We start from the raw sequence: 21066 nt of genomic DNA on the forward strand, positions 1-21066 counted from the left end.
TGATGTCAATATGAAGAAAATCCGAAATTATGGTATAATTGTATAATATAATTATATCATAATTTGTTATTTCGCAAATAAAATGAGATAGATACTGGCAAAGTGTAAGGGGGATTTTGCATGCAGCCGCATCAGATAGGGTTTCAGGTCGATCTAGACCGCTGCGTTGGCTGCCGGGCCTGTGAGCTGGCCTGTCAGCATCAGCATCCGGAGTCGCTGGCTGGGTTCCGTCATGTGGAACGGCTGCATGCGAGTGTCCGTGTGCAGGGGCTGCTGTCACTGGCGTGCAATCACTGTGCTGCGCCTGAATGTATGCGGGTTTGTCCCGAGCACTGCTATGATAAGCTGCGCAATGGCATCGTCCGTCATCACAGTGAGAGCTGTGTCGGCTGTGGTCGCTGTGTCGGCGCCTGTCCCTTTGGGGCGCCACGGCTGAATCCGCGGACGCAGAAGGCGGAAAAATGCGACTTCTGCGAAGACAGGCTGACAAGAGGTCAGCTGCCAGCCTGCGTCGAGGCATGCCCTGTGGGGGCGCTGCAGCTTATCGAGCTTGGTGAACTGACGGAGGCAGACAAGAATCTGCCGGACTATCCATTGATCCGTTATACGCAGCCGTCCATCCGTTTTGTGCCGGCTCGTCAGCCCATTCGTTTTTTGCGCAAGGAGGCAAAAAGTAATGACCAGCAAAAATGATATGGAGGCGCTGTGGCAGCAGACGTCACTGTCAGGCAAGCTGAATCAGGCAGCAGAGCTGACGGGGCTCGAATTCGTGGTGCTGATGCAGTCGGGCAACCTCCGGGAACGAACAGCGGGATTCCCGGATCCTGAGCTGTCACTGCTGCTCAATCGGCGGCAGGCACTGCTGCAGCAGGATATGGCTCCGTTCCTGGACCTTACGGTAAGGCCGTTATGCTATGGCGCGTTGCAGTTCGGCTGGCTGGTGACGGCAGCTGCTGAGCTGGAGCCAGAGGCAGCGGCGCTGATTGATGAGCTGTCGTGCCACCTCACGTTCCTGCTTTGGCATGAGGAGGAAATGCGGCAGGAAGAGCGCCGTCACCGGGAGCAGTTCCTCTATGATGTGCTCTATCATAATTTCCATTCCTCCGAGGAAGTCATCAGCATGGGGCGGCTTTGGCATATGAATCTCGATCAGCCCCATTACGTTGTTGTGGCGGAATTCGATCAGCCGCTGCCGGGCAGCCGCTCCAAGCAGCTGATTGATACCCTTGAGAGCGCCTGGCGGGGGCTGCTGGCCGGGTTTTTTACCCAGCCGGTGACGATGCAGCTGCGCACCCAGCTGATCATGCTGCTGCCGGTGCTGGCATCTACGGGCATCCGGCAGGCCAGTGCTCCGCAGCAGTTCCAGGCGAGCATGGATAAAGTCCGGCAGGCACATCCACAGCTGCCGACCTTCTCGCTGGGCATTGGCCGGGTCTATCCGCTGGTCGCTGACATCTGCCGCAGCCTTCAGGAGGCGCGGCAGGCGGTGAGCCTGGGGCGTTTCCGCAAGGCTGAGAGCGGTGTCACTTGCTATGATGATCTCGGTGTATTCAAGCTGCTCGCGCATATCCGCACAGAGGAACTTGACGATTTCGTACAGGAGACGCTGGGCGTGCTTATGGACTATGACAGCGCGAACAAGACGGATTTCCTGCGGACCTTGGAGATATTCTTTCAGGAAAACGAGTCACTGCCCCAGGCAGCTGAGCGCATGTTCATCCATGCCAATACCCTGCGCAACCGTCTGAAGAAGATTGAGGAGGTGCTGGGCGCCGACCTTGGGCAGGTTGATGTTCGGGCGCGTTTTTACCTTGCCTGCCAGGCTTTGCGCATCATTCGGCGGCCACAGAACTGAGCGATTTTCAGTTCCTGTGTAAAATCTTATAAGTATCACGCGAATATTTGGAAAAATTCACAGTAAATGCCATTCAATTTTTTATTATACTAAAGATTAATATACAGCTATGATAATTTTGAATGAAAGTGTGTGTTTTTATAATGTGTGAGCATGAAACGAAAGCGGGCCTGCAGAACAAGGCCGCGATATACCGGGAGCTGTCGGAGTACTATTCCGGCGTGCTGCGTTCGGGCAAAGCGGCATCGATGCATATCGGCTCGCTGCTGGCTGTCCGCTTGGCAGTGCCCGAGGTGGGCGAAAACAGTGCCTATGATTTCAACCGTTTATTCATTGATCCGCAGCAGCTCTTGGCTCCGCCCCATGAGGCGGCCTACTGCGGCGAGCGGACGACAGCAATGCGGCTGGAGTGCCTGTTTGCGCGTCAAGCCTGTGAGGATGCAGGGCTTGATTTGCTGCAGGGCGACACGCCGAACGGCCACCTGCATTATGCCTTTGCCTATATGAGCTGCCTGCTCGAGGCGCTGGCCAAGGAGCCGACATTTGATACCGAGCTGGCCGTGGCCCTTTGGGAAAGCTATCAGCTATACTTGCGGGATCATCTGCTGAACTGGATCTTTGACCATCTGCGCGACGTGCGCCGGTTCAGCGTATCGGACTTCTGCCATAATGTTGCAGCGGCAGCAGGCGTATTCATGCAGTCCGAGCAGGAAGCCATGTACCTCGAGGCCCAGGAGGCCTGAGCATATAAGAGAATAGGAAAAGGCTGTGCAGGAAGCATTGTCGTTAATGACATCCTTCTTGCACAGCCTTTTTGCATTCTTGACCGGGAAACGCTATCAGTTGAAATATGATACCGTATATGTTATCGTAAATTTTGAACTTTATTCTGGATCGGCGCGCTTTATGATGGCGCGCACCATCTTTTCGAACTTTGGGCGTGGCAGCATGACGAGGTGGCCGCAGCCCTGGCATTTGAGCCGGAAGTCCATGCCGACGCGCAGGATTTCCCACTCGTTGCTGCCGCATGGATGCGGCTTTTTCATGCGAACGATATCACCGAGATTGTATTGTTGCTTTTCCATTGTTAGTCCCCCTTGTGAGGTAATCTTCTATGAAAGTTGCTGTACTGCAGATGGAGGTCGCATTCGGCGCGCCTGAAAAGAATATCGCAAATTTCTACCGGCTGGCCGAGCAGGCTATGGCTAAGCGGCCCGACGTCCTGCTGCTGCCCGAGCTTTGGCGGCTCGGCTTCTACCCACGCCCTATCCTCGACTATGCTGACGCTGATGGCACGCAGACTCGCCGGGCCCTTTCGGAGCTGTCGGCGCGCTATCAGGTCAATATTGTCGGTGGTACAGTTGCCAACGCCATCGGCCAGCAGGTGTTCAACACCTGCTACGTCTTTGATCGCACGGGCCGTCTGACGACGACCTATCATAAGACCCATCTCTTCACGCCGAGCGGTGAGAAGGATGACTTCCAGCCTGGCGACAGCGTCGTGACTTTCATGCTCGACGGGGTCAAATGCGGGCTGGCAGTCTGCTATGATATCCGCTTCCCTGAGCTGGCTCGCCGTCTGGCCCTGGAGGGCGTGGCGGTGCTGTTCGTGCCAGCGGCCTGGCCGCTCGCGCGTCTCATCCACTGGCAGACACTGCTGCGGGCGCGCGCCATCGAGAACCAGATTTTCGTCGTAGCCTGCAATGAGTCTGGTGTCGGCGCAGATAACCTGCAGCTTGCTGGTCACTCGGCCATCATCGACCCATGGGGCGAAATCCTTGCGCAGGCCGGTGAACAGGAAACCATCCTGCAGGCAAGCCTGCGCCTAGCTGTCCGGCAGCAAATCAAGGACAATATGGATGTATTTGCCGATCGGCGAGAGAAGTTATATATATCTAAGATAAATATAGCACAGTAAGGCTGGAGCTGTCACGGATAGTTCCAGCCTTTCTGATATTCCTATAGTTGACTTAGAAAACTATCTAATCAAATCATAACGAAAGAATAATGGTTCGTTAATTGTAATTGACCTAGTCAAGTATTATACTGAAAGTGTCCTAAGGGAAAAGGGCACGGATAGATGAGCACTGAGGAAACAAGGAAACTCATGGGCTCCGCTGGACTTCCCGCAGGACGGAAGATTTTATTTCTTTTCGTTCAACGAAATGGAGGAGATTATCATGAAAAAGACTATTGTTTCGGCTCTGACTACGGCACTGGTTGTCGGCGCTGCTTCGACTACTTTTGCTGCCACGAACCCGTTCTCGGATGTACCGGCTGACCATTGGGCATATGATGCCGTATCCCAGCTGGCTGCTGATGGCGTCATCGAAGGCTATGGCGACGATACCTTCAAGGGCGACAAGAACATCACGCGTTACGAGATGGCCCAGATGGTTGCCAAGGCCATGGCCAAGAATACGTCCGGTGCTGACAAGGCTCTCGTTGACAAGCTTGCTGCTGAGTTTGCCGATGAGCTCAACACGATGGGCGTTCGCGTCAGCAACCTCGAGCGCAACGCTGACAAGGTGAAATGGAACGGCGAGGCTCGTTACACCTACACGAACACAAAGGTAGATGACAATGGCGATGCCAAGAATGAGCTGCTGTTCCGTCTCGATCCGTCGGCGGAGGTCAGTGACAACTGGCATGTCAATGCCCGTCTCGATGCCAAGCTCAATGCCAGCGAAGATGGCGAGAACGATGTCAGCCTCAAGCGAGCCTGGGCGCAGGGCGACTATGACAACTTCAGCATCAAGGCTGGTAAATTGCCGATGCAGGTAGACAGTGACTCCATCCTCGATAGCCAGATGACTGGTGCAGCACTGACTGCAGGCAAGGACGTCAAGTTCACGGTACAGGGCGGCCGCTGGAATCTCAGCGATAACAATGGTGTCAATGGCGGTATCGTGGATGGCGCTGCGAAGGCTGGTGAGGACAAAGCATCGGTTGGCAGCATCGGCCTGCAGTATGACAAGGGCAACTTGTCGGCAGGTGCGGCTTATCATCGTATCGGCAGCGATGCGTTCACGAAGGCTGATGGTTATGGCGACCATGACTCGGCTAATATCTGGAGCGTCAATGGCAAGTATCATTTCAATGACAATGTAGCCCTTGGCGGCATGTATGCACAGAACACGCAGGCTGATAACTACAAGAAGGCCGGTTCGGTTGAGCTCGACTACAAGGGGGCAAAGGCAGAGAACCCGGGTTCCTGGGGCGCATATGTTGCCTACCGTCATCTGGGCCAGAACGTAGCTCTGGCTCCGACTTATGATGGTGCCTGGGCTGGCACGAAGGGCTGGGAGATCGGTACGAACTATGCCGTGGCCAAGAATACGGTAGCCAGCCTCAAGTACTTCAACGGCAAGACGATTGCCGGTGATGAGGATGCTTCGAAGGTCTTCGGTCGTGTCCAGTTCCTGTTCTAAGAAAGTCTCTAATGAAAAAATAATCTAAAAATGAGCCTTATGGTGAAAATTGCCATAAGGCTTTATTTTATGCGGGTTTATCGTGTTTTTGCATGCGCATTTGACTGAAAAGTGGATGGAATTGAGATTAATTTTCGCTAAGAATGCTTGCGCCTAAAAACTATTTATGATACTATAAGAACTGTTTGAGGGCACATCAAAGGATGAGAGTGAGGAAACATGGACACTCATGAGATTCCTCTGATGGCGAATTGAACATAATATCATTTCTATTTACAGAAGGAGGAGTTTCTCATGAAGAAGACTCTCGTATCCGCTCTGACGACCGCTCTGGTTGTTGGTGCTGCTAGCACGACGTTTGCTGCTGCAAACCCGTTCTCCGATGTTCCGGCTGACCACTGGGCATATGATGCTGTTGCTCAGCTCGCTGCTGACGGTGTAATCGAAGGTTATGGCGATTCCACGTTCAAAGGCGATCGCAACATCACGCGTTATGAGATGGCTCAGATGGTAGCAAAAGCTATGGCAAAGAGCACGTCCGGCGCTGACAAAGCTCTCGTTGACAAACTCGCTGCTGAGTTCGCTGATGAGCTGAACAACCTCGGCGTTCGCGTTGCTAACCTCGAGCGCAATGCTGACATGGTTAAATGGAACGGCAAAGCTGAGTACACGGTTGCTCGCTACACTGAGGAAAAGAGCGGCCGTGGCAATCACGATGCCCGCACGAATGACCTGCTGTTCCGCCTCGAGCCGTCTGCTGAAGTAAACAGCAACTGGCATGTAAATGCTCGTCTCGATGCTACGGTTGACATGGCTGGCGACACGGAAGACCGTGTTACGCTCAAACGCGTTTGGGCACAGGGCGACTATGACAACTTCCAGGTAAAACTTGGTAAGTTCAGCTCCCTCGACGATGACACGGTTGTTGACCGCGTCCACACTGGTGCTGAGGTTTCCTTCGGTAAGGAAATCAAAGGCACGATTGGTTATGCTCGCCTGAACAAGGACAATGCAAACCTCGGCTGGTTCACGGATTCTGCAGCTAACCACTTCTATGTTGGCGCTGCTTATGCAAAAGACAAACTGAACCTCGGCCTCAGCTATCATGACCTGACGGGTGATGTTGTCGGCGCTGCAGACAAGAAGATGAAACTCGTCGTCGCTAAAGCTGGCTATCAGTTCCTGCCGACGGTAGGCGTTAGCGCTTTCTATTCCAAGAACACGGAAGATGCTGCTCAGGATCAGGCTGCTGGCATCGAAGTCGACTACAAAGGCGCTCAGGCTGAGAACAAAGGCTCCTGGGGTGCTTGGCTTGCATACCGTCACATCGGTGAGAATGCTATCGTCAACAGCACTTGGGATGTCGTAAAACCGGATGAGAAGGGCTTCGAGATTGGCGCTAACTACACGCTGCTCAAGAACGTTGTCCTGACGGGCCGTTATGGCATCGGCAAGACGCTGACGAGCGACCACAGAATGCACACTGCTTTCGGTCGCGTTGAGTTCCTGTTCTAATCTGACGATTAGCAGAAATCAAGACAACAATAAAGACCTCCGCTATTGCGGAGGTCTTTTTCTGTTAAATCAAGCCGGCAATTAAATATCGTTATGCATGATTTGATTAGAAAAGATTAAAAGCAGGATAAAATTTGCGAGAGAATATTGCGAAACTGAAAATTGTATGATAGCATAAACCTAAGTTCAGGACAAAACGAGGAGAAAGCTGAGGAAACATGGACACTCATGCAGGACTTCTCGTCTGGGACTGGATGAAAATCTATTCTATCTTACAGAAGGAGGAGTTTCTCATGAAGAAGACTCTCGTATCCGCTCTGACGATCGCTCTGGTTGTTGGTGCTGCTAGCACGACGTTTGCTGCTGCAAACCCGTTCTCCGATGTTCCGGCTGACCACTGGGCATATGATGCTGTTGCTCAGCTCGCTGCTGACGGTGTAATCGAAGGTTATGGCGATTCCACGTTCAAAGGCGACAAGAACATCACGCGTTATGAGATGGCTCAGATGGTAGCTAAGGCTATGGCAAAGAGCACGTCCGGCGCTGACAAAGCTCTCGTTGACAAACTCGCTGCTGAGTTCGCTGATGAGCTCAACAACCTCGGCGTCCGCGTTGCTAACCTCGAGCGCAATGCTGACGTTGTAAAATGGACGGGCGAGGCTCGTTTCACGGTTTCCCGTTATGGTGCAGCAGATACGACGGTTCAGGACAGCCGCAAGAACGAGCTGTTGCTCCGTCTTGAGCCGACGGCTGAGATCAACAGCAATTGGAAAGTAAAGGCTCGTCTCGATACGGCTCTCAAGATTGACGCGGATGATGAGAACCAGGTTACGCTCAAACGCATTTGGGCGCAGGGCAACTATGACAATCTCCAGGTAAGACTGGGTAAGTTTGCTTCCTATGATAATGACACGGTCTTCGATAAAGAGAACACTGGTGTTGATGTCACGTTCGGCAAAGATGTCAAAGGCACGATTGGTTATGCTCGCCTGAACAAGGCAAATGCCAAGAGCGCACTGGGCAGCACGGCATACTCGGATGTTGCTGCTAACCACTTCTATGTTGGTGCCGCTTATGCCAAAGACAAACTGAACCTCGGCCTCAGCTATCATGACCTGAAAGGTGAGAACAAGCGTGGTGCTGATAAGAAGGCTCATATCTGGGTCGCTAAAGCTGGCTACAAGTTCCTGCCGACGCTGAATGCCAAGGCTTTCTATTCCAAGAATACGGAAAACATTGCTCAGGATCAGGCTGCTGGCATCGAGCTCAACTACAAGGGCGCTAAAGCTGAGAATCAGGGTTCCTTCGGCGCTTGGGTTGCATACCGTCACATCGGCAAGGGCGCTGTTGTCAACAGCACTTGGGATGTAACGCGTGCTGGCGAGAAAGACTTCGAGATCGGCGCTAACTACACGCTGTTCAAGAATGTTGTCCTGACGGGACGCTATGGTCTGGGCAAGACGATTGATGGCGACCACAAGACGCACAACGCTTTCGGCCGCGTTGAGTTCTTCTTCTGATCTGACGATTGGCAGGATAAACATTGCAATAAAAGACCTCCGCATTTGCGGAGGTCTTTTGCTTGTATGGATTATCGGTTTGTGTTTAGCGCAATCGGAAGTTTGGGCAGTATCAGCCATACGGTATAGCCGATAAAGAACCCGGTGAGGATGCCGCAGGGGCCGAGGATGGGCAGGTAATTCAGCAGGCCGATGTGATTGCTCAGAGTGACGGCAATCAACAGCTGACCGAGGTTATGGGTAAAGCCACCGGCGCAGCTGACACCAAGCGGAGAGAAATGGCCGGTATGTTTCAGGAGAATCATGATGGCAAGGCTCAGCAGGCCGCCGGCGAGGCTGTAGAGCATGATGCTGGGGCCGCCGCCAAACAGCGAGGCAATCGTTATGCGCAGCAATAATACCAGGGCTGCATCCTGCCAGCGTGGCAGGGTGTAGAGGGCTAGTACCGTGATGATATTAGCTAGGCCCAGCTTGGCCCCTGGGGCCAGGAATGGCAGCGGGATAAGTCCCTCAAGCAGGAACAGCGCCAGTGACAGCGCTGTCAGCAGGGCAAGATAGGTGAGTCTTTGTGTATGGTTCATAGGGATTCCTCTTAGCGGGCAGGGATGATATCTTCCGTGTCATCGGCAGCGGAGCCCTTCACTTCGATAATGAGCTTATGCGGCAGGCAGGCGATGATATCGCCTGCCTTTCTTGCTTTGCCCTGCTGGATGCAGAGCTTGTCAGGGCAGTCGGCATCGATTACGGCGATGGTATCATCGTCAATCTCGATGGTGTTGTAGTGGCCATCAGGCGTCTGCAGCGTAAAGGTTTCGCGGCCTTGATGAGCGCTGAGCACCACGCGGCGCGAAAGCTGGCCGCCGACGCTGATGTCGGCATAGACGGCCGCAGGCTTTTTGTTTGTCCCTGCCCGCAGGGGCAGCAGCGATAGCAGCAATAACAGGACAATGAGCAGGATATCCGCTTTTTTCAGCATTTTCATCATAGTCATCCTTGTAGACTTTCTATAGGTAGTTTGCTATACTTAATAAACGTATGAACGGAACCGTTATGGCGGGAGCAAAAGGAGCGCGAGTAGATATGCCGAATCGTCCAGCCTGGGCCCGGATCGATCTGGGTGCGTTGGCGCATAATTATAGCGAGATCAAGAAACAGCTGCAGCCGGGAGTGAAGCTCTGTGCGGTGGTCAAGGCCGATGCCTATGGCCATGGCGCGGTGCCGGTGGCCCGCGTGGCTGTCGAGGCGGGGGCCTCGTATCTGGCCGTGGCCACGCTATCGGAGGGCATCGAGCTGCGCGCTGCTGGCTTTACGACGCCAATCCTGTTGTTGGGCCTCGTGATGCCTGAGGATGCCAAGGATATCGTCAGCTATGGCATCACCCAGGCTGTCTGCGATCTGGCGCTTGCCCGGGCTCTGTCGGCTGAGGCTGTGCGTCAGGGCCGCAGGGCCAAGGTGCATCTCAAGGTCGATACGGGGATGGGGCGCATCGGCGTACGCCCCGAGGAAATCGGTGAACTTGCTGCGGGCATTGCCGCACTGCCAGGGCTGGAGATCGAGGGCATGTTCTCGCATTTCTCGATGGCTGACTGCAAGGACAAGAGCTATACCCAGCAGCAGCTTACTAAATTCCGGCAGGCCATCGCAGCTGTTGAGGCGCGCGGCATAAAGCTCGCTATCCGCCATATTGCCGAGTCGGCAGCCATCCTTGAGATTCCGGAGGCACATCTTGATATGGTGCGTGCAGGTGTCATCCAGTATGGTCTCTGGCCATCGGCTGAGGTCACGCATCCTATCGACCTGCAGCCGCTCATGGAGCTGCAGGCGCGCGTCGTCTGGCTCAAGACGCTCCACAAGGGCGAGAGCATCGGCTATGGCCGCGCCTTCATCGCTGAGCATGACTGCCGCATTGCGACGCTGCCTGTCGGCTATGCCGATGGTTACATCCGCGCCTATGGCGCGCAGGGGGCTGTCGAGATCCATGGCCGCCGCGCACCAATTGCCGGCCGCATATGCATGGATCAGGTCATGGTCGATGTGACGGATATTCCTGAGGTAAAGATTGGCGATGTGGCAACGCTGTTTGGCAGCCCGACACTTACCATCGATGAGGCTGCCGGCTGGCTTGGCACGATAAATTATGAGGTTCCCTGCTTGATTTCGCCCAGGGTGCCGCGTGTATATACGGACTAACAAAAAACTTCCCCGCTGGGGAAGTTTTTTATTGCGCAACCTGCCGGCGCCAGTATTCGAGGTCGGGAGCGTTCAGCGGCAGGTCGATGGTCTGGCCGTTGTCGTAGTAAAAGCGGAACCGGATCTCACTGGCCTTGCGGATGGCTGGCAGACTCGCACGTGGCAGCTCGACGAAGAGCTTGTTTTCATTCTGGTAGGGGTGATCGGCGTCAGTGCCAGCTGGCGACTGTTTGACCGCAGCTTTCATTTCCCAGGCATCGCCGTCGGTGTAGAGGATGGCCTCTGGCTTGAGGGCGGCACCGTCATAGCGCCAGTCCCAAAGTGTCAGCACGGCCCCTTCGAGCTCGCCCTTTTCGGTGTGGGAGCTCTGGAAGTCGATGCGGCAGTATGCCGACAGGCTCTCGGCTGTGCGGTGGTCGATGCTCCAGATGAAGGAGAGACCGAATACGCCAGCCAGCATCAGGATGATGCCGCCGAAAAACAGGAATCTCTTTATGGCAACAAACATGGAACGGATAGTCCTTTCTTTAGTCGATGATCTCGTGGAAGGTTTCGTGCAATGCCTTCTGCTGTTCTTTGTTGATCGTGATCTTGCCGTGGTGCAGGCTGATGAGTCCGGACTCTTTCAGCTTGGCAACGCCACGGTTGACGGTCTTGACGCTGGTGCCGATGTCGTCGGCAATCTGCTGGCGGCTCGTGTGCAGGATGAAGGTATCGGTCTCGATGGTGCCGAGGCGTTTCAAGAGGTAGCTGTGCAGGCGCTCGAGGCTCGGCAAGAATTTGACGCGGCCGGCCTCGTTGGAGGTCGGATACATCTTGGCGGCGAGCATCTGGGCGACGGTCAGCGCAAATTCGCTGTCCATGCGCATCCACTGCAGGAAGGTCTCGGCACTCATGGCGATGACTTCACAGGTCGTGACGGCTTCGTTCGATGCAGCATAGGCACCCTGTCCCGAGAGGACCTCGAGGTCGCCGATGAGGTCTGGCGTATCGAGTGAGGCGAATGTGTAGCGCTGTCCGCTCGCGAACTCGTTGGACACGCGCGTGCTGCCGCGGGTCAGCAGGTAGACATGGGTGGCGCGTTCGCCCTTGCGCATCAGGGATTCGCCGGGCAGGAAGACCTTGTGGGTGGTCTGTCTCTTGATGTCTTCAGGCATATGCTCAATCAGGTATTCAAGCTTCATAGCGTAGTCCTTTCTGTCAAAATGGGTTATTTTCTATTATATAATATTTTTCGCGAAGAGGGAAATCGGGTTTTTCGCCGGCTTTCGCTTGATTTGTTCAGATTTGAGACACCTGTCCTTTTAAATTCGGTGCTGGCCGTGTAAACTGTTATACATGAGCGAACTCATGCGAAAAGGAGGAGAATGCGCGATGCGGAAATTATTCGGTGGTGCGCTGCAGAAACGCAAAGTCTGGCAGCGGGAACTGATAGCAGGCGTCACGGCTTTCTTTGCCATTTCGTACATCATCATCGTCAATCCGCTGATCCTGGCGGATGCGGGCATACCCGCTGAGCTGTCGGTATTTGCGACGATCTTTTCGTCGGTCATCGGCTGCCTGATCATGGCGTTCGTGGCCGATGCACCAATCGTGCTGACGCCAGGCATGGGAATCAATGCGTTTTTTACCTATACGGTCTGTGTGACCATGGGGCTGCACTGGCATGAGGCGATAGCGATATCGCTGGTGTCGGGGCTGATATTCGCACTGGTGGCTTGCACGAAATGGTGTCTGCGTCTGAGCCAGGCGGTGCCGGCATCGCTGAAGGCAGCGATTACGGCGGGCATCGGGCTCTATCTCGTGGAGATTGGGCTGGTGAAGGCGCAGCTCATCCAGCGGGGCACGAGCTCCATCATCGAGCTCGGCAGCTTGACGAATCCTGTGACGCTTCTGGCCATCTTTGGGCTGCTCCTGAGTCTGGCGCTCTACCTGCGCGGTGTTATGGGCAGTTTCTTCATCGCGATAATCGCGACGAGCGTCGTCGGCTACCTTTTTGGCATCCATGATGCGGTGCCGCTGGACCTCAATCTTTCGCATCTTGCGCGCTATCCGGAGCTTTTATTGCAGGCGGATTTCTCGCAGGTGCTCAGCATACCGTTCTTGCTTTCGGTATTCTCGATGTCCATGATCATGATTTTCGAGACCATGGGCCTGCTGGAGGGGATACTCCCTGACCAGCGCAAGTTCAAGAAAACCTTCGAGGGCTCGGCCTTTACGACGATGCTTTCGAGTTTACTCGGGACGAGCCCGACGGTGGCGGCAGCGGAAAGCGCAGCCGGCATCGCAAGCGGCGGCCGTACGGGCCTTATGGCGCTTACAGCCGCAGTGCTTTTTTCCTTGTCCCTGTTTTTTATCCCCCTTTTATCGTTTGTGCCTCAGGCTGCCATCGCACCGGTCATTATCATAACGGGTGCGATGATGATGCAGCAGTTACAGAATGTGGATTTCGATGACTTCTCGGAATGGTTTCCAGCCTTCCTCGTCATCGTGCTGATTCCTTGGTCGAACAGCATCTCCACGGGCCTGGCTTTTGGCTTTGCCGCTTATCCTTTGTTAAAGGTGATGAATGGCCGTGCCCGTGAGGTTCATGTGCTGGGGTACATGCTGGGCTTTCTTTTCCTCTTGAACCTTGTTTTCCAGGCAGGGTTCTAAAGAATTCACATAAAGCTTTTGACTGAAGGCTTCTGCCGATTTCCCTACAAAATCGGCGGAAGTCTTTTGTCGTATCCGAAAGTGTAGTATAATGATGATAGCTATACACTTAGAGTTTATGAGCAAAGAAGGCGATATTGTGGATGCAAAACCTGTGATGCTGATTGTCGATGATGTAGAGATAAACCGGGTCGTGCTGTCTCAGTTTTTCCAGGATGAATATGCAATCGTGGAGGCCGCTGACGGGCAGGAGGCTATGGATGCCTTGGCTGCGCAGACGGTAAGTATTGTTCTCCTTGACCTGGTCATGCCGGTCATGGATGGCTTTGCGGTGCTTGCGGCCATGAAACGCAACGATCAGTATGCGCAGATTCCCGTTATTGTCATGACGGCGCACAATGATGGCTCCAGCGAAGAACGCGCTTTGGAGCTCGGGGCAGCCGACTTCATCGTCAAGCCTTACAACCCGACGGTCGTACGCTGCCGGGTCAAGAACGTCATGGCGCGGCAGGAGAATGAGTGGCGCAAGGTCGCCCAGGTGGCCCAGGATCGGCAGCTGGCTGAGATGCATCGTCATATCGAGAAGGATGCCTTGACGGGAATCGACAACCGTGAGGCTTTCTACCGCCGGACAGCAGCGCTGCTGCAGAAGAATCAGGATGCTGCGTATTCTATCCTGTACTTCGATATCAGCTGTTTCAAGGTCATCAACGATATTTTCCATCTTGATACGGGCAATCTGGTACTCAAGACTGCGGCCATCTATTTCCAGGTGCTGGCTGGCGAGGCGGGTACTTGCGGCCGCATCGAGTCGGATCATTTTGCCCTGTGCCTGCCGTCCGCTAAGGTCGACATGGACAATATCATGGCCGGGCTCGACAGCACGGTCAAGTCATTGGGACTCAGCCACAGTATCGTCTTCTATGCTGGTGTTTACCCAGTCGACAATGCATTCCTGCCGGTAGATCAGATGTGTGACCGCGCGAATATGGCCCTTACCAGCATCAAGGGCAGCTACCTGCAGCGGCATGCTTACTATGACAAGAGCATGCGTGATCGCATGTTTGAGGAGCAGATGATTGTCCGCGATATGGAGTTTGCGCTGATGGCGCGGCAGTTCTGTGTTTATCTGCAGCCTGTCCACAGCCTCAAGGAAAACCGCATCGTGTCGGCAGAGGCACTGGTGCGCTGGCAGCATCCGACCCAGGGCATGATTCCGCCAGACCGTTTTATCTCTATCTTTGAGCGCAATGGTTTCATCTCCCGGCTTGATCGCTTTGTCTGGACGGAGGTCTGCCGCATCATCAAGGAACAGAAGGCGCGCGATGGCAAGGCCTTGCCGATATCGGTCAACGTATCGCGGCTGCACTTCTATGATGCTGGCTTACTGGATTTCCAGCTCCGGCTCGTCAAGACCTATGATCTGGAGCCTTGGATGTTCAGGCTCGAGGTCGATGAGAGTGCCTATACGGACAATCCGTACCAGATGGCTCAGTGTGTCCGCGCCTTGCGTGAACACGGTTTCTGCGTACTGCTCGACGATTTTGGCAGCGGGTATTCCTCGCTGAACATGCTCAAGGATCTGCCTGTTGATGGCATCAAGATCGACCGGTCATTTGTCCGAGAAGTCGGCCAGTCAGAACGGGCCGGTACGATCATGGAAGCCATTGTCACGATGGCCAAGAAGCTTGCGATGGGCATTGTGGTCGAGGGTGTCGAGACGAAGGAACAGGTCGATTATCTCGCGGGCATCGGCTGCGAGAATATGCAGGGGTATTATTATTCCCGTCCTGTGCCAGAGGCGGAGTTTGCCGCTTTGCTACGCAATGAGGCGGATGCGTAAAGGAGTTTTTCTTTGCAGAATAAAGCAGGAGCATTTATCTTTGATATGGATGGCGTTATCATCGATAGCGAGCCCATCCATTCGCGGGTCAAGATGGATACGTTCCATCACTTTGGCCTGGAATTCAATGAGGCAGATCTCATCCACTATATGGGGCGCACCAGCGGTGTCATCTTTGGCGAGGTGATTGCCAAGGCTGGCCGCACGGATATCACGCCGGAGCAGCTGACGGATTACAAGCATCACCATTACCTTGAGGTGCTCCGAAGTGGCACGATCGAGCCCGTCAAGGGCACGGTGGAGCTTATCCGCGGCCTTCATGAAGCGGGTATTCCACTGGCACTGGCGACTTCATCGTGGCAGGTGGTCATGGAGACGGTGCTTGACCAGTTCGGCATCAGGCAGTATTTCCAGTCGGTGCTCTCTGGCGGCGAGCTTCCGAAGAGCAAGCCGGATCCAGCCATCTACCGCATCTCGGCCGAGCGTCTCGGCGTGGAGCCTGGGCGCTGCTATGTGCTGGAGGATACGGAAAACGGCATCCAGGCAGCCAAGGCCGCTGGTATGTACTGCATTGCCTTCCGCAATCCGCATTCGGGGGCACAGGACTTGTCCCTGGCTGATCGGATTGTCGATGACATCAGCGAAATCAATATCAATGAATTATAAGAAAAGGCCTTCCGCGCGGAAGGCCTTTTGTAGTGCATGTATTTTATGAAGATAAGCGAGAATGATTGCTGGGATGATGATCAGATGATGGTGAAGCTCTCAATCGAGCCGTACTGGATGTAAGCCGAGGCGTCAGTCGGTTCGCCTGCGAGGATGGCCTGCTCGACAGCCGCCATATCGGCTTCAGCGATATGGACACGGCCGGCAGCCTGCTCGGACTCTACCTTGCTCAGCAGGGCCTTGCGGGCGCCTTTGAGATCACGGTAGATTTCCTGATTGTAGAAGACATTCATCGATGCCTGGCTTTTTTCTTCATCGCAGTTGAAGAAGATAAAGGCTTTTTTCTCTTTCATAAAATAATCCCCCTTGATACTTCCAAATACTCACTTAAAGTTTTCGGATATGTAGCTATTATAGCACAAATTTTAGCGGTTGATAAATGCGGCAGGCAAATTGGTTGACAAACAATAATGAATAGAGTAAAGTGAGAGATGTATAGAATTGTTTGAAATCATCATCAATTCAAAATAGGAGTCCTGGAGGGATATGTCATGGCTATGATCAAGAAAGAAGCATTCGGCAAACTCAGTGATGGACGGGCAGTGGAACTCTATACACTGCGCAATACGAAGGGCACCGAGGCTAAGATAACGACTTATGGCGCACGGCTGGTGAGTTGGCGTGTGATGGGGCCGCAGGCGAAGTTCGTTGACGTCGTGCTCGGATACGCCGATGCGGCGGCTTATGAGCAGGATGATACGAGCATGGGCGGCATCGTTGGCCGTCATGCCAATCGCATTGCGGATGGCAAAGTCGTCATCAATGGCAAGGAGTACCAGCTTGATCGCAATACGGGATCCCAGATGCAGAATCATATCCATGGCGGTTTCAAGGGCTTTCACGATCAGCTTTGGACGGCAGAGGAAGTCTATGAGGGTGTCAGATTTACCTACCAGGCAAAAGATGGCGAGGGCGGCTATCCGGGAAATATGACTGTAAACGTTCTCTACTCGCTGTCGAATGATAATGAGCTTTCCATCAGCTATGAAGCAACTTGTGATCAGGACACGATCTGCAACCTGACCAATCACACATATTTCAATCTGGATGGCTTTGAGGCTGGGCCGGTGCTCGACCAGAAAATCCAGATCTTTGCTGATGAATATACCTGGGCAGACGCGGAGTCGCTGCCCGATGGGCGCATCCTGCCGGTCGAGGGCACGCCCATGGATCTGCGGGAGCCAGTGCGCATCGGCGAGCATATCGACGATGATTTTGATGAACTGCAGATGGGCAAGGGCTATGACCATAACTGGGTATTGCGCGATGAGCCGGCCATGGTTGAGATGAAGCCTGGCATGTTCGGCTATGACCCGCATTGCCCAATCGACTATCTGAAGGGCGGCCTCAAGAAAGCAGCCTATGCCGAGTCAGACAAGACGGGCCTTACGCTGACCTGCTATACGACGCAGCCCGGTGTCCAGTTCTACACGGGCAATTTCCTCTGTGGTGGCATCAAGGGCAAGAAGGATGTCGAGTTCCAGCATCGCACAGGATTCTGCCTGGAGACCCAGTATTATCCGAATGCCCTGGCCAATCCTGAGTTCCCGCAGCCAATCCTCAAGAAGGGGGAGTCCTGGAAGGCGCAGACGGTCTATGTCCTGTGGCCGAAAGACTAAGGGGGAATCGCGATGCAAGGCAGATATACCATGACCTTTCCCGATTACACGATCGGGGTCGAGGCCTATGAGAAAATTCGCGAGGTCTGTCCGCGCTATGGCAAGAGTGTAGTCGTCATCGGCGGCCGCCGGGGGATAGAGGCGGCCAAGGCGAAGATGACCGCGGCTGTCGAGGGCGTCGGGCTCGAGTTTACAGGATTCCTGCTCGCAGGGCAGGAGACGTCCTATGAGAATGTCGAGAAGATCCTGCGCGATGAGGCAGTGACCGAGGCTGATATGATATTTGCTGTCGGTGGCGGCAAGGCTATCGATACGGCCAAGCAGGTGGCCCATCTGCAGCATAAGCCCTTCTTCTCGTTCCCGACGGTGGCGGGCAGCTGCGCAGCGGCAGCCAGCATTGCGACAATCTACAATGGCGATGGCACGTTCCGCGAGTTCGCCTATTCCAATGAGCCGCCGGTTCATGTATTCCTCTGCACGCGCATGCTGGCACAGGCGCCAGTGGAGTTCCTGCTGCGCGGCATCAGCGATACGATGGCGAAGTTCTATGAGGCGCAGATCGCCTCGCGTGGCAAGAAACTCTGCCATCGCGACGGTTTGGGGATAGCGCTTTCCAAGATGTGCCTGGAACCGCTATATGCTTATGGTGAGCAGGCCGTGGCTGACAATAAGGCGCAAAAGGCGACGAAGGCCTTTGAGGAAGTCGTGCTGGCCATCGTCATGACCAGCGGCTTGGTCTCGAATTTTGCAGCGCCGGAATACAATGGACATATCGCACATGCTCTGTTCACGGAGCTGACGAATATCTCAGCGGGGGAGGACGGCTGCCAGAAGCACAGCGGACTCGCGGCCTATGGGATCCTGTTGCTGCTCCTATGTGATGGCCAGCAGCAGGAGTTTGAGCGGTTCTATGCGTTCTGCCAGAAGATCGGTTTACCGACAAGCCGTCGGGATATCTGTGCCAGCGAGGAGGATATCCATCGCGTATTCCAGGCCACTGAGAAGAAACAGGACGTCAAGATTATGCCCTATAAGGTTACCCAGGCGATGCTGCATCAGGCGGCAGACCAGTTGGAACAGTATAAAGGTTGATGACAATACAGGGGAGGCATGACTATGAATATCCATGAGTATCAAAGCAAGGCAATCCTGAAAGCCTATGGTGTGAATGTGCCGAATGGTTTGCCTGCATTCAGTGTCGAGGAGGCCGTGGAGAATGCCAAGAAGCTCGGCTCCGAGGTGGTCGTTGTCAAGGCCCAGATCCACGCGGGCGGCCGCGGCAAGGCCGGCGGCGTAAAGCTCGCGAAGAACCTCAGCGAGGTCGAGCAGTATGCCGGTGAGATCCTCGGTAAGACGCTGGTGACCAAGCAGACCGGCCCTGAGGGCAAGACAGTAAACCGCCTGCTGATCGAGGAGGGCTCGAAGATCAAGAAGGAATACTATCTTTCCTTTGTCATTGACCGCCAGACTGCACGCGTCGTCATGATGGGCTCTGAAGAGGGCGGCATGGAAATCGAGAAAGTCGCGGCCGAGATGCCCGAGAAGATCTTCAAGGAGTACATCGATCCGGCTGTGGGCCTGGCACCATTCCAGGCGACGCGCATGGCCTATGATCTGCATTTCCCGCAGCCGGCCATCCGCAAGGTCACAAAGCTCATGGGGGGTCTCTACAATGCTTTCGTCGGCAAGGACTGCAGCCTGGCCGAAATCAATCCGTTGGTGGTCACCCAGGACGACGATGTCATCGCGCTGGATGCTAAGCTGAACTTTGACGATAGTGCCTTGTTCCGCCATCCCGATATCGAGGAGCTGCGGGATGAGACCGAGGAAGATCCGAAGGAGCGCCGAGCTGCAGCGGCTGCGCTCAACTACGTCAACCTGGGCGGTGATGTGGCCTGCATGGTCAATGGTGCCGGCCTGGCGATGGCCACCGTCGATATCATCAAGTACTATGGTGGCGAGCCGGCCAATTTCCTCGATGTTGGCGGCGACAGCACGCCCGAGAAGATTGCTGAGGCCTTCAAGATCATGCTCGATGGCGGTCAGGCCAAGGGAATCTTCGTCAACATCTTTGGCGGCATCAATAAGTGCGATCTCGTGGCTGAGGGCATTGTCGAGGCGGCCAAGATCATCTCGCCGGATGGCAAGAGCCTGCCTGTGCCGGTCGTCGTCCGCTTGGAGGGCACGAACGTGGAGCGTGGCCGTGAAATCCTGCAGGATACGCCAATAGCGAATGTCATCATGGCACCGACCATGGAGGGTGGCGCTGAGGAAATCGTGAGACTGGTCAAAGAGGCGGAGGCGTGAATCATGGGTGTTTTAGTAGGTAAAGATACAAAAGTCATCGTTCAGGGCATCACGGGCAAAGCTGCGACGTTCCATACGCGGCAGATGCTGGACTATGGCACGCAGATCGTCGCTGGCGTTACGCCGGGCAAGGCCGGCCAGCTCGTAGAGGGCGTGCCGGTATTCAATACGGTCAAGGATGCGGTGGCCGCGACAGGCGCTACGGCATCGGTGGTCTACGTGCCAGCGCGCTTTGCCGCTGACTCGATCATGGAAGCTGTCGATGCAGAGCTCGACCTCGTCGTCTGCATCACGGAGCATATCCCCGTGCTCGATATGGTCAAGGTCCGCCGCTATATGGAGGGCAAGAAGACCCGCTTGATCGGGCCGAACTGCCCGGGCATCCTCACGGCTGGCGAGGCCAAGCTCGGCATCATTCCGGGATACATCTACAAGAAAGGCCATGTCGGCGTCATCTCTCGCTCGGGCACGCTGACTTATGAGGCCTCGTTCCAGCTCACAGCCGCTGGCATCGGCCAGACCACGGCCATCGGCATCGGTGGTGACCCTGTAAAAGGTACCGACTTCATCGATGCGTTGCAGCTGTTCAAGGATGATCCCGAGACCAAGGCAGTGCTGATGATAGGTGAGATCGGCGGTACGGCTGAGGAGGATGCAGCCAAGTGGATTGCTGCGAACATGCCGGATAAGCCGGTGGCAGCATTCATCTCGGGCCGCCAGGCGCCTCCGGGCAAGCGCATGGGCCATGCTGGTGCCATCATCAGCGGCGGCAAGGGGACGGCGGCTGACAAGATCAAGGCCCTCAATGCCGTCGGTATTGAAGTGGCTGATACCGTTGCCCACATCGGCGAAACGGTGGTGGAAACACTCAAGAAAGCGGGCATTTACGACGAATGCCATACCTGCTGAAAAGATAGAGAAGGCCTCGGTGCAATTACGCATCGAGGTTTTTCAATTGCAGTTTGTCTGTTAGTGCGTGCGGGAAGAAACCCCGAAAATACGCAGCTCGGAGTTCACGGGGTAGTACTTTTTCTGTTTCCGCTGAATGGACCGTACGCCAAGTTCTACGGACTTAGTTACCTGCTCCCGTCACCAGGTCGCGACGTACATAGTTCTTTCTAGATTATGCGCTTACGGCCCAGTCCTGCTGCGCAGGACAGTCGCTCCAGACAGAAAGAAGCACTACCCCGTTCGCCCCTTTGGTAACGGAAGGTTGAATTTGTACGAACCGTTGCTCTCGTAACAAGCACATCGATGTAATTCGTGGCCTTTAGCCGAGACAGAGCAAGATTATTCAAACGTAACAGAGGGCGAGGGTGGGTACACTTTCTTCGTAGACGGAGCGATTGCCCGAACGCAGTGAGGGATGGCACGCGGTAGGTACCAGCTAGAACGTCAAGATGTA

Annotated in this window: 22 protein-coding genes; 16 read left to right on the plus strand and 6 right to left on the minus strand. The window is 54.6% G+C overall.

The window, feature by feature from the left end; translation table 11 throughout:
- Nucleotides 1-120: 120 nt before the first annotated feature.
- From BM322_RS11740 to BM322_RS11750, 3 genes are all read left to right on the plus strand, one after another.
- Nucleotides 121-693, plus strand: coding sequence for a 4Fe-4S dicluster domain-containing protein (locus tag BM322_RS11740; protein WP_075430692.1), 573 nt, complete (start codon nt 121-123; stop codon nt 691-693).
- Complete coding sequence (locus tag BM322_RS11745) at nt 677-1855, plus strand: CdaR family transcriptional regulator (RefSeq protein WP_075430694.1); 1179 nt, start codon at nt 677-679, stop codon at nt 1853-1855. Before BM322_RS11740 ends, BM322_RS11745 begins: the two co-directional genes overlap by 17 nt.
- A gap of 143 nt (nt 1856-1998) precedes the next feature.
- Nucleotides 1999-2598, plus strand: coding sequence for a molecular chaperone TorD family protein (locus tag BM322_RS11750; RefSeq protein WP_075430696.1), 600 nt, complete (start codon nt 1999-2001; stop codon nt 2596-2598).
- Between the two features lie 141 nt (nt 2599-2739).
- On the opposite strand, the gene BM322_RS11755 is transcribed toward BM322_RS11750, so the two are convergent.
- A complete protein-coding gene (locus BM322_RS11755) occupies nt 2740-2940 on the minus strand; it encodes a DUF951 domain-containing protein (RefSeq protein ID WP_075430698.1) in 201 nt (66 codons plus the stop codon).
- A gap of 29 nt (nt 2941-2969) precedes the next feature.
- Between BM322_RS11755 and BM322_RS11760 the strand changes: the two genes are divergently transcribed.
- The 4 genes from BM322_RS11760 to BM322_RS11775 all read left to right on the plus strand — a co-directional run bounded on the left by BM322_RS11760 (nt 2970) and on the right by BM322_RS11775 (nt 8321).
- Nucleotides 2970-3773: a carbon-nitrogen family hydrolase gene (locus BM322_RS11760; RefSeq protein ID WP_075430700.1), complete on the plus strand. Its 804-nt coding sequence runs from the start codon at nt 2970-2972 to the stop codon at nt 3771-3773.
- A 262-nt stretch (nt 3774-4035) separates the two neighbouring features.
- Nucleotides 4036-5286, plus strand: a complete 1251-nt coding sequence (locus tag BM322_RS11765; protein ID WP_075430702.1) for a porin — start codon at nt 4036-4038, stop codon at nt 5284-5286.
- Between the two features lie 294 nt (nt 5287-5580).
- Nucleotides 5581-6801: a porin gene (locus BM322_RS11770; protein ID WP_075430704.1), complete on the plus strand. Its 1221-nt coding sequence runs from the start codon at nt 5581-5583 to the stop codon at nt 6799-6801.
- A 293-nt stretch (nt 6802-7094) separates the two neighbouring features.
- Complete coding sequence (locus BM322_RS11775; protein ID WP_075430706.1) at nt 7095-8321, plus strand: porin; 1227 nt, start codon at nt 7095-7097, stop codon at nt 8319-8321.
- Nucleotides 8322-8392: 71 nt separating this feature from the next.
- Here BM322_RS11775 and BM322_RS11780 read toward each other — a convergent pair whose 3' ends face one another.
- Both BM322_RS11780 and BM322_RS11785 read right to left on the minus strand, forming a co-directional pair.
- Nucleotides 8393-8902, minus strand: coding sequence for a Gx transporter family protein (locus tag BM322_RS11780; protein WP_075430708.1), 510 nt, complete (start codon nt 8900-8902; stop codon nt 8393-8395).
- An 11-nt stretch (nt 8903-8913) separates the two neighbouring features.
- Complete coding sequence (locus tag BM322_RS11785; RefSeq protein ID WP_218154621.1) at nt 8914-9312, minus strand: NusG domain II-containing protein; 399 nt, start codon at nt 9310-9312, stop codon at nt 8914-8916.
- 89 nt (nt 9313-9401) lie between these two features.
- Here BM322_RS11785 and alr point away from each other — a divergent pair, with 89 nt between their 5' ends.
- Nucleotides 9402-10511, plus strand: coding sequence for an alanine racemase (gene alr, locus BM322_RS11790; RefSeq protein ID WP_075430710.1), 1110 nt, complete (start codon nt 9402-9404; stop codon nt 10509-10511).
- A 28-nt stretch (nt 10512-10539) separates the two neighbouring features.
- Here the strand turns inward: alr and BM322_RS11795 are convergent, their stop codons facing one another.
- Complete coding sequence (locus tag BM322_RS11795) at nt 10540-11019, minus strand: hypothetical protein (RefSeq protein ID WP_075430712.1); 480 nt, start codon at nt 11017-11019, stop codon at nt 10540-10542.
- Nucleotides 11020-11038: 19 nt separating this feature from the next.
- Nucleotides 11039-11695 (minus strand): Crp/Fnr family transcriptional regulator, encoded by a 657-nt coding sequence (locus BM322_RS11800; protein WP_075430714.1) that lies wholly within the window; start codon nt 11693-11695, stop codon nt 11039-11041.
- Here BM322_RS11800 and BM322_RS13600 point away from each other — a divergent pair.
- The 4 genes from BM322_RS13600 (at nt 11582) to BM322_RS11815 (ending at nt 15675) form a co-directional block, all read left to right on the plus strand.
- The gene (locus BM322_RS13600) at nt 11582-11839 is read left to right on the plus strand and encodes a hypothetical protein (RefSeq protein ID WP_177220880.1); all 258 of its coding nucleotides are present in this window, start codon (nt 11582-11584) and stop codon (nt 11837-11839) included. The two genes, BM322_RS11800 and BM322_RS13600, sit on opposite strands and share 114 nt — an antisense overlap.
- A gap of 46 nt (nt 11840-11885) precedes the next feature.
- Nucleotides 11886-13166, plus strand: coding sequence for an NCS2 family permease (locus BM322_RS11805; protein ID WP_143102239.1), 1281 nt, complete (start codon nt 11886-11888; stop codon nt 13164-13166).
- A gap of 139 nt (nt 13167-13305) precedes the next feature.
- The gene (locus BM322_RS11810; protein WP_075430718.1) at nt 13306-15009 is read left to right on the plus strand and encodes a bifunctional diguanylate cyclase/phosphodiesterase; all 1704 of its coding nucleotides are present in this window, start codon (nt 13306-13308) and stop codon (nt 15007-15009) included.
- Between the two features lie 12 nt (nt 15010-15021).
- Nucleotides 15022-15675 (plus strand): HAD family phosphatase, encoded by a 654-nt coding sequence (locus BM322_RS11815; protein ID WP_318254614.1) that lies wholly within the window; start codon nt 15022-15024, stop codon nt 15673-15675.
- 80 nt (nt 15676-15755) lie between these two features.
- Here the strand turns inward: BM322_RS11815 and BM322_RS11820 are convergent, their stop codons facing one another.
- A complete protein-coding gene (locus tag BM322_RS11820) occupies nt 15756-16028 on the minus strand; it encodes a hypothetical protein (RefSeq protein ID WP_075430719.1) in 273 nt (90 codons plus the stop codon).
- A 198-nt stretch (nt 16029-16226) separates the two neighbouring features.
- On the opposite strand from BM322_RS11820, the gene BM322_RS11825 reads away from it, so the two are divergent.
- The 4 genes from BM322_RS11825 to sucD are packed head-to-tail and all read left to right on the plus strand — an operon-like array spanning nt 16227 to nt 20570.
- The gene (locus tag BM322_RS11825; protein ID WP_075430721.1) at nt 16227-17354 is read left to right on the plus strand and encodes an aldose epimerase family protein; all 1128 of its coding nucleotides are present in this window, start codon (nt 16227-16229) and stop codon (nt 17352-17354) included.
- A gap of 12 nt (nt 17355-17366) precedes the next feature.
- The gene (locus tag BM322_RS11830) at nt 17367-18446 is read left to right on the plus strand and encodes an iron-containing alcohol dehydrogenase family protein (protein ID WP_075430723.1); all 1080 of its coding nucleotides are present in this window, start codon (nt 17367-17369) and stop codon (nt 18444-18446) included.
- Between the two features lie 24 nt (nt 18447-18470).
- Nucleotides 18471-19661 carry an ADP-forming succinate--CoA ligase subunit beta gene (sucC, locus tag BM322_RS11835; protein ID WP_075430725.1) on the plus strand — a complete coding sequence of 397 codons (1191 nt, stop codon included), beginning with the start codon at nt 18471-18473 and terminating at the stop codon, nt 19659-19661.
- A 3-nt stretch (nt 19662-19664) separates the two neighbouring features.
- Nucleotides 19665-20570: a succinate--CoA ligase subunit alpha gene (gene sucD, locus BM322_RS11840; protein WP_075430727.1), complete on the plus strand. Its 906-nt coding sequence runs from the start codon at nt 19665-19667 to the stop codon at nt 20568-20570.
- The last annotated feature ends 496 nt before the right edge of the window (nt 20571-21066 follow it).

Source organism: Selenomonas sp. GACV-9, assembly GCA_900116485.1.
Lineage (GTDB): Bacteria > Bacillota > Negativicutes > Selenomonadales > Selenomonadaceae > Selenomonas_A > Selenomonas_A ruminantium_G.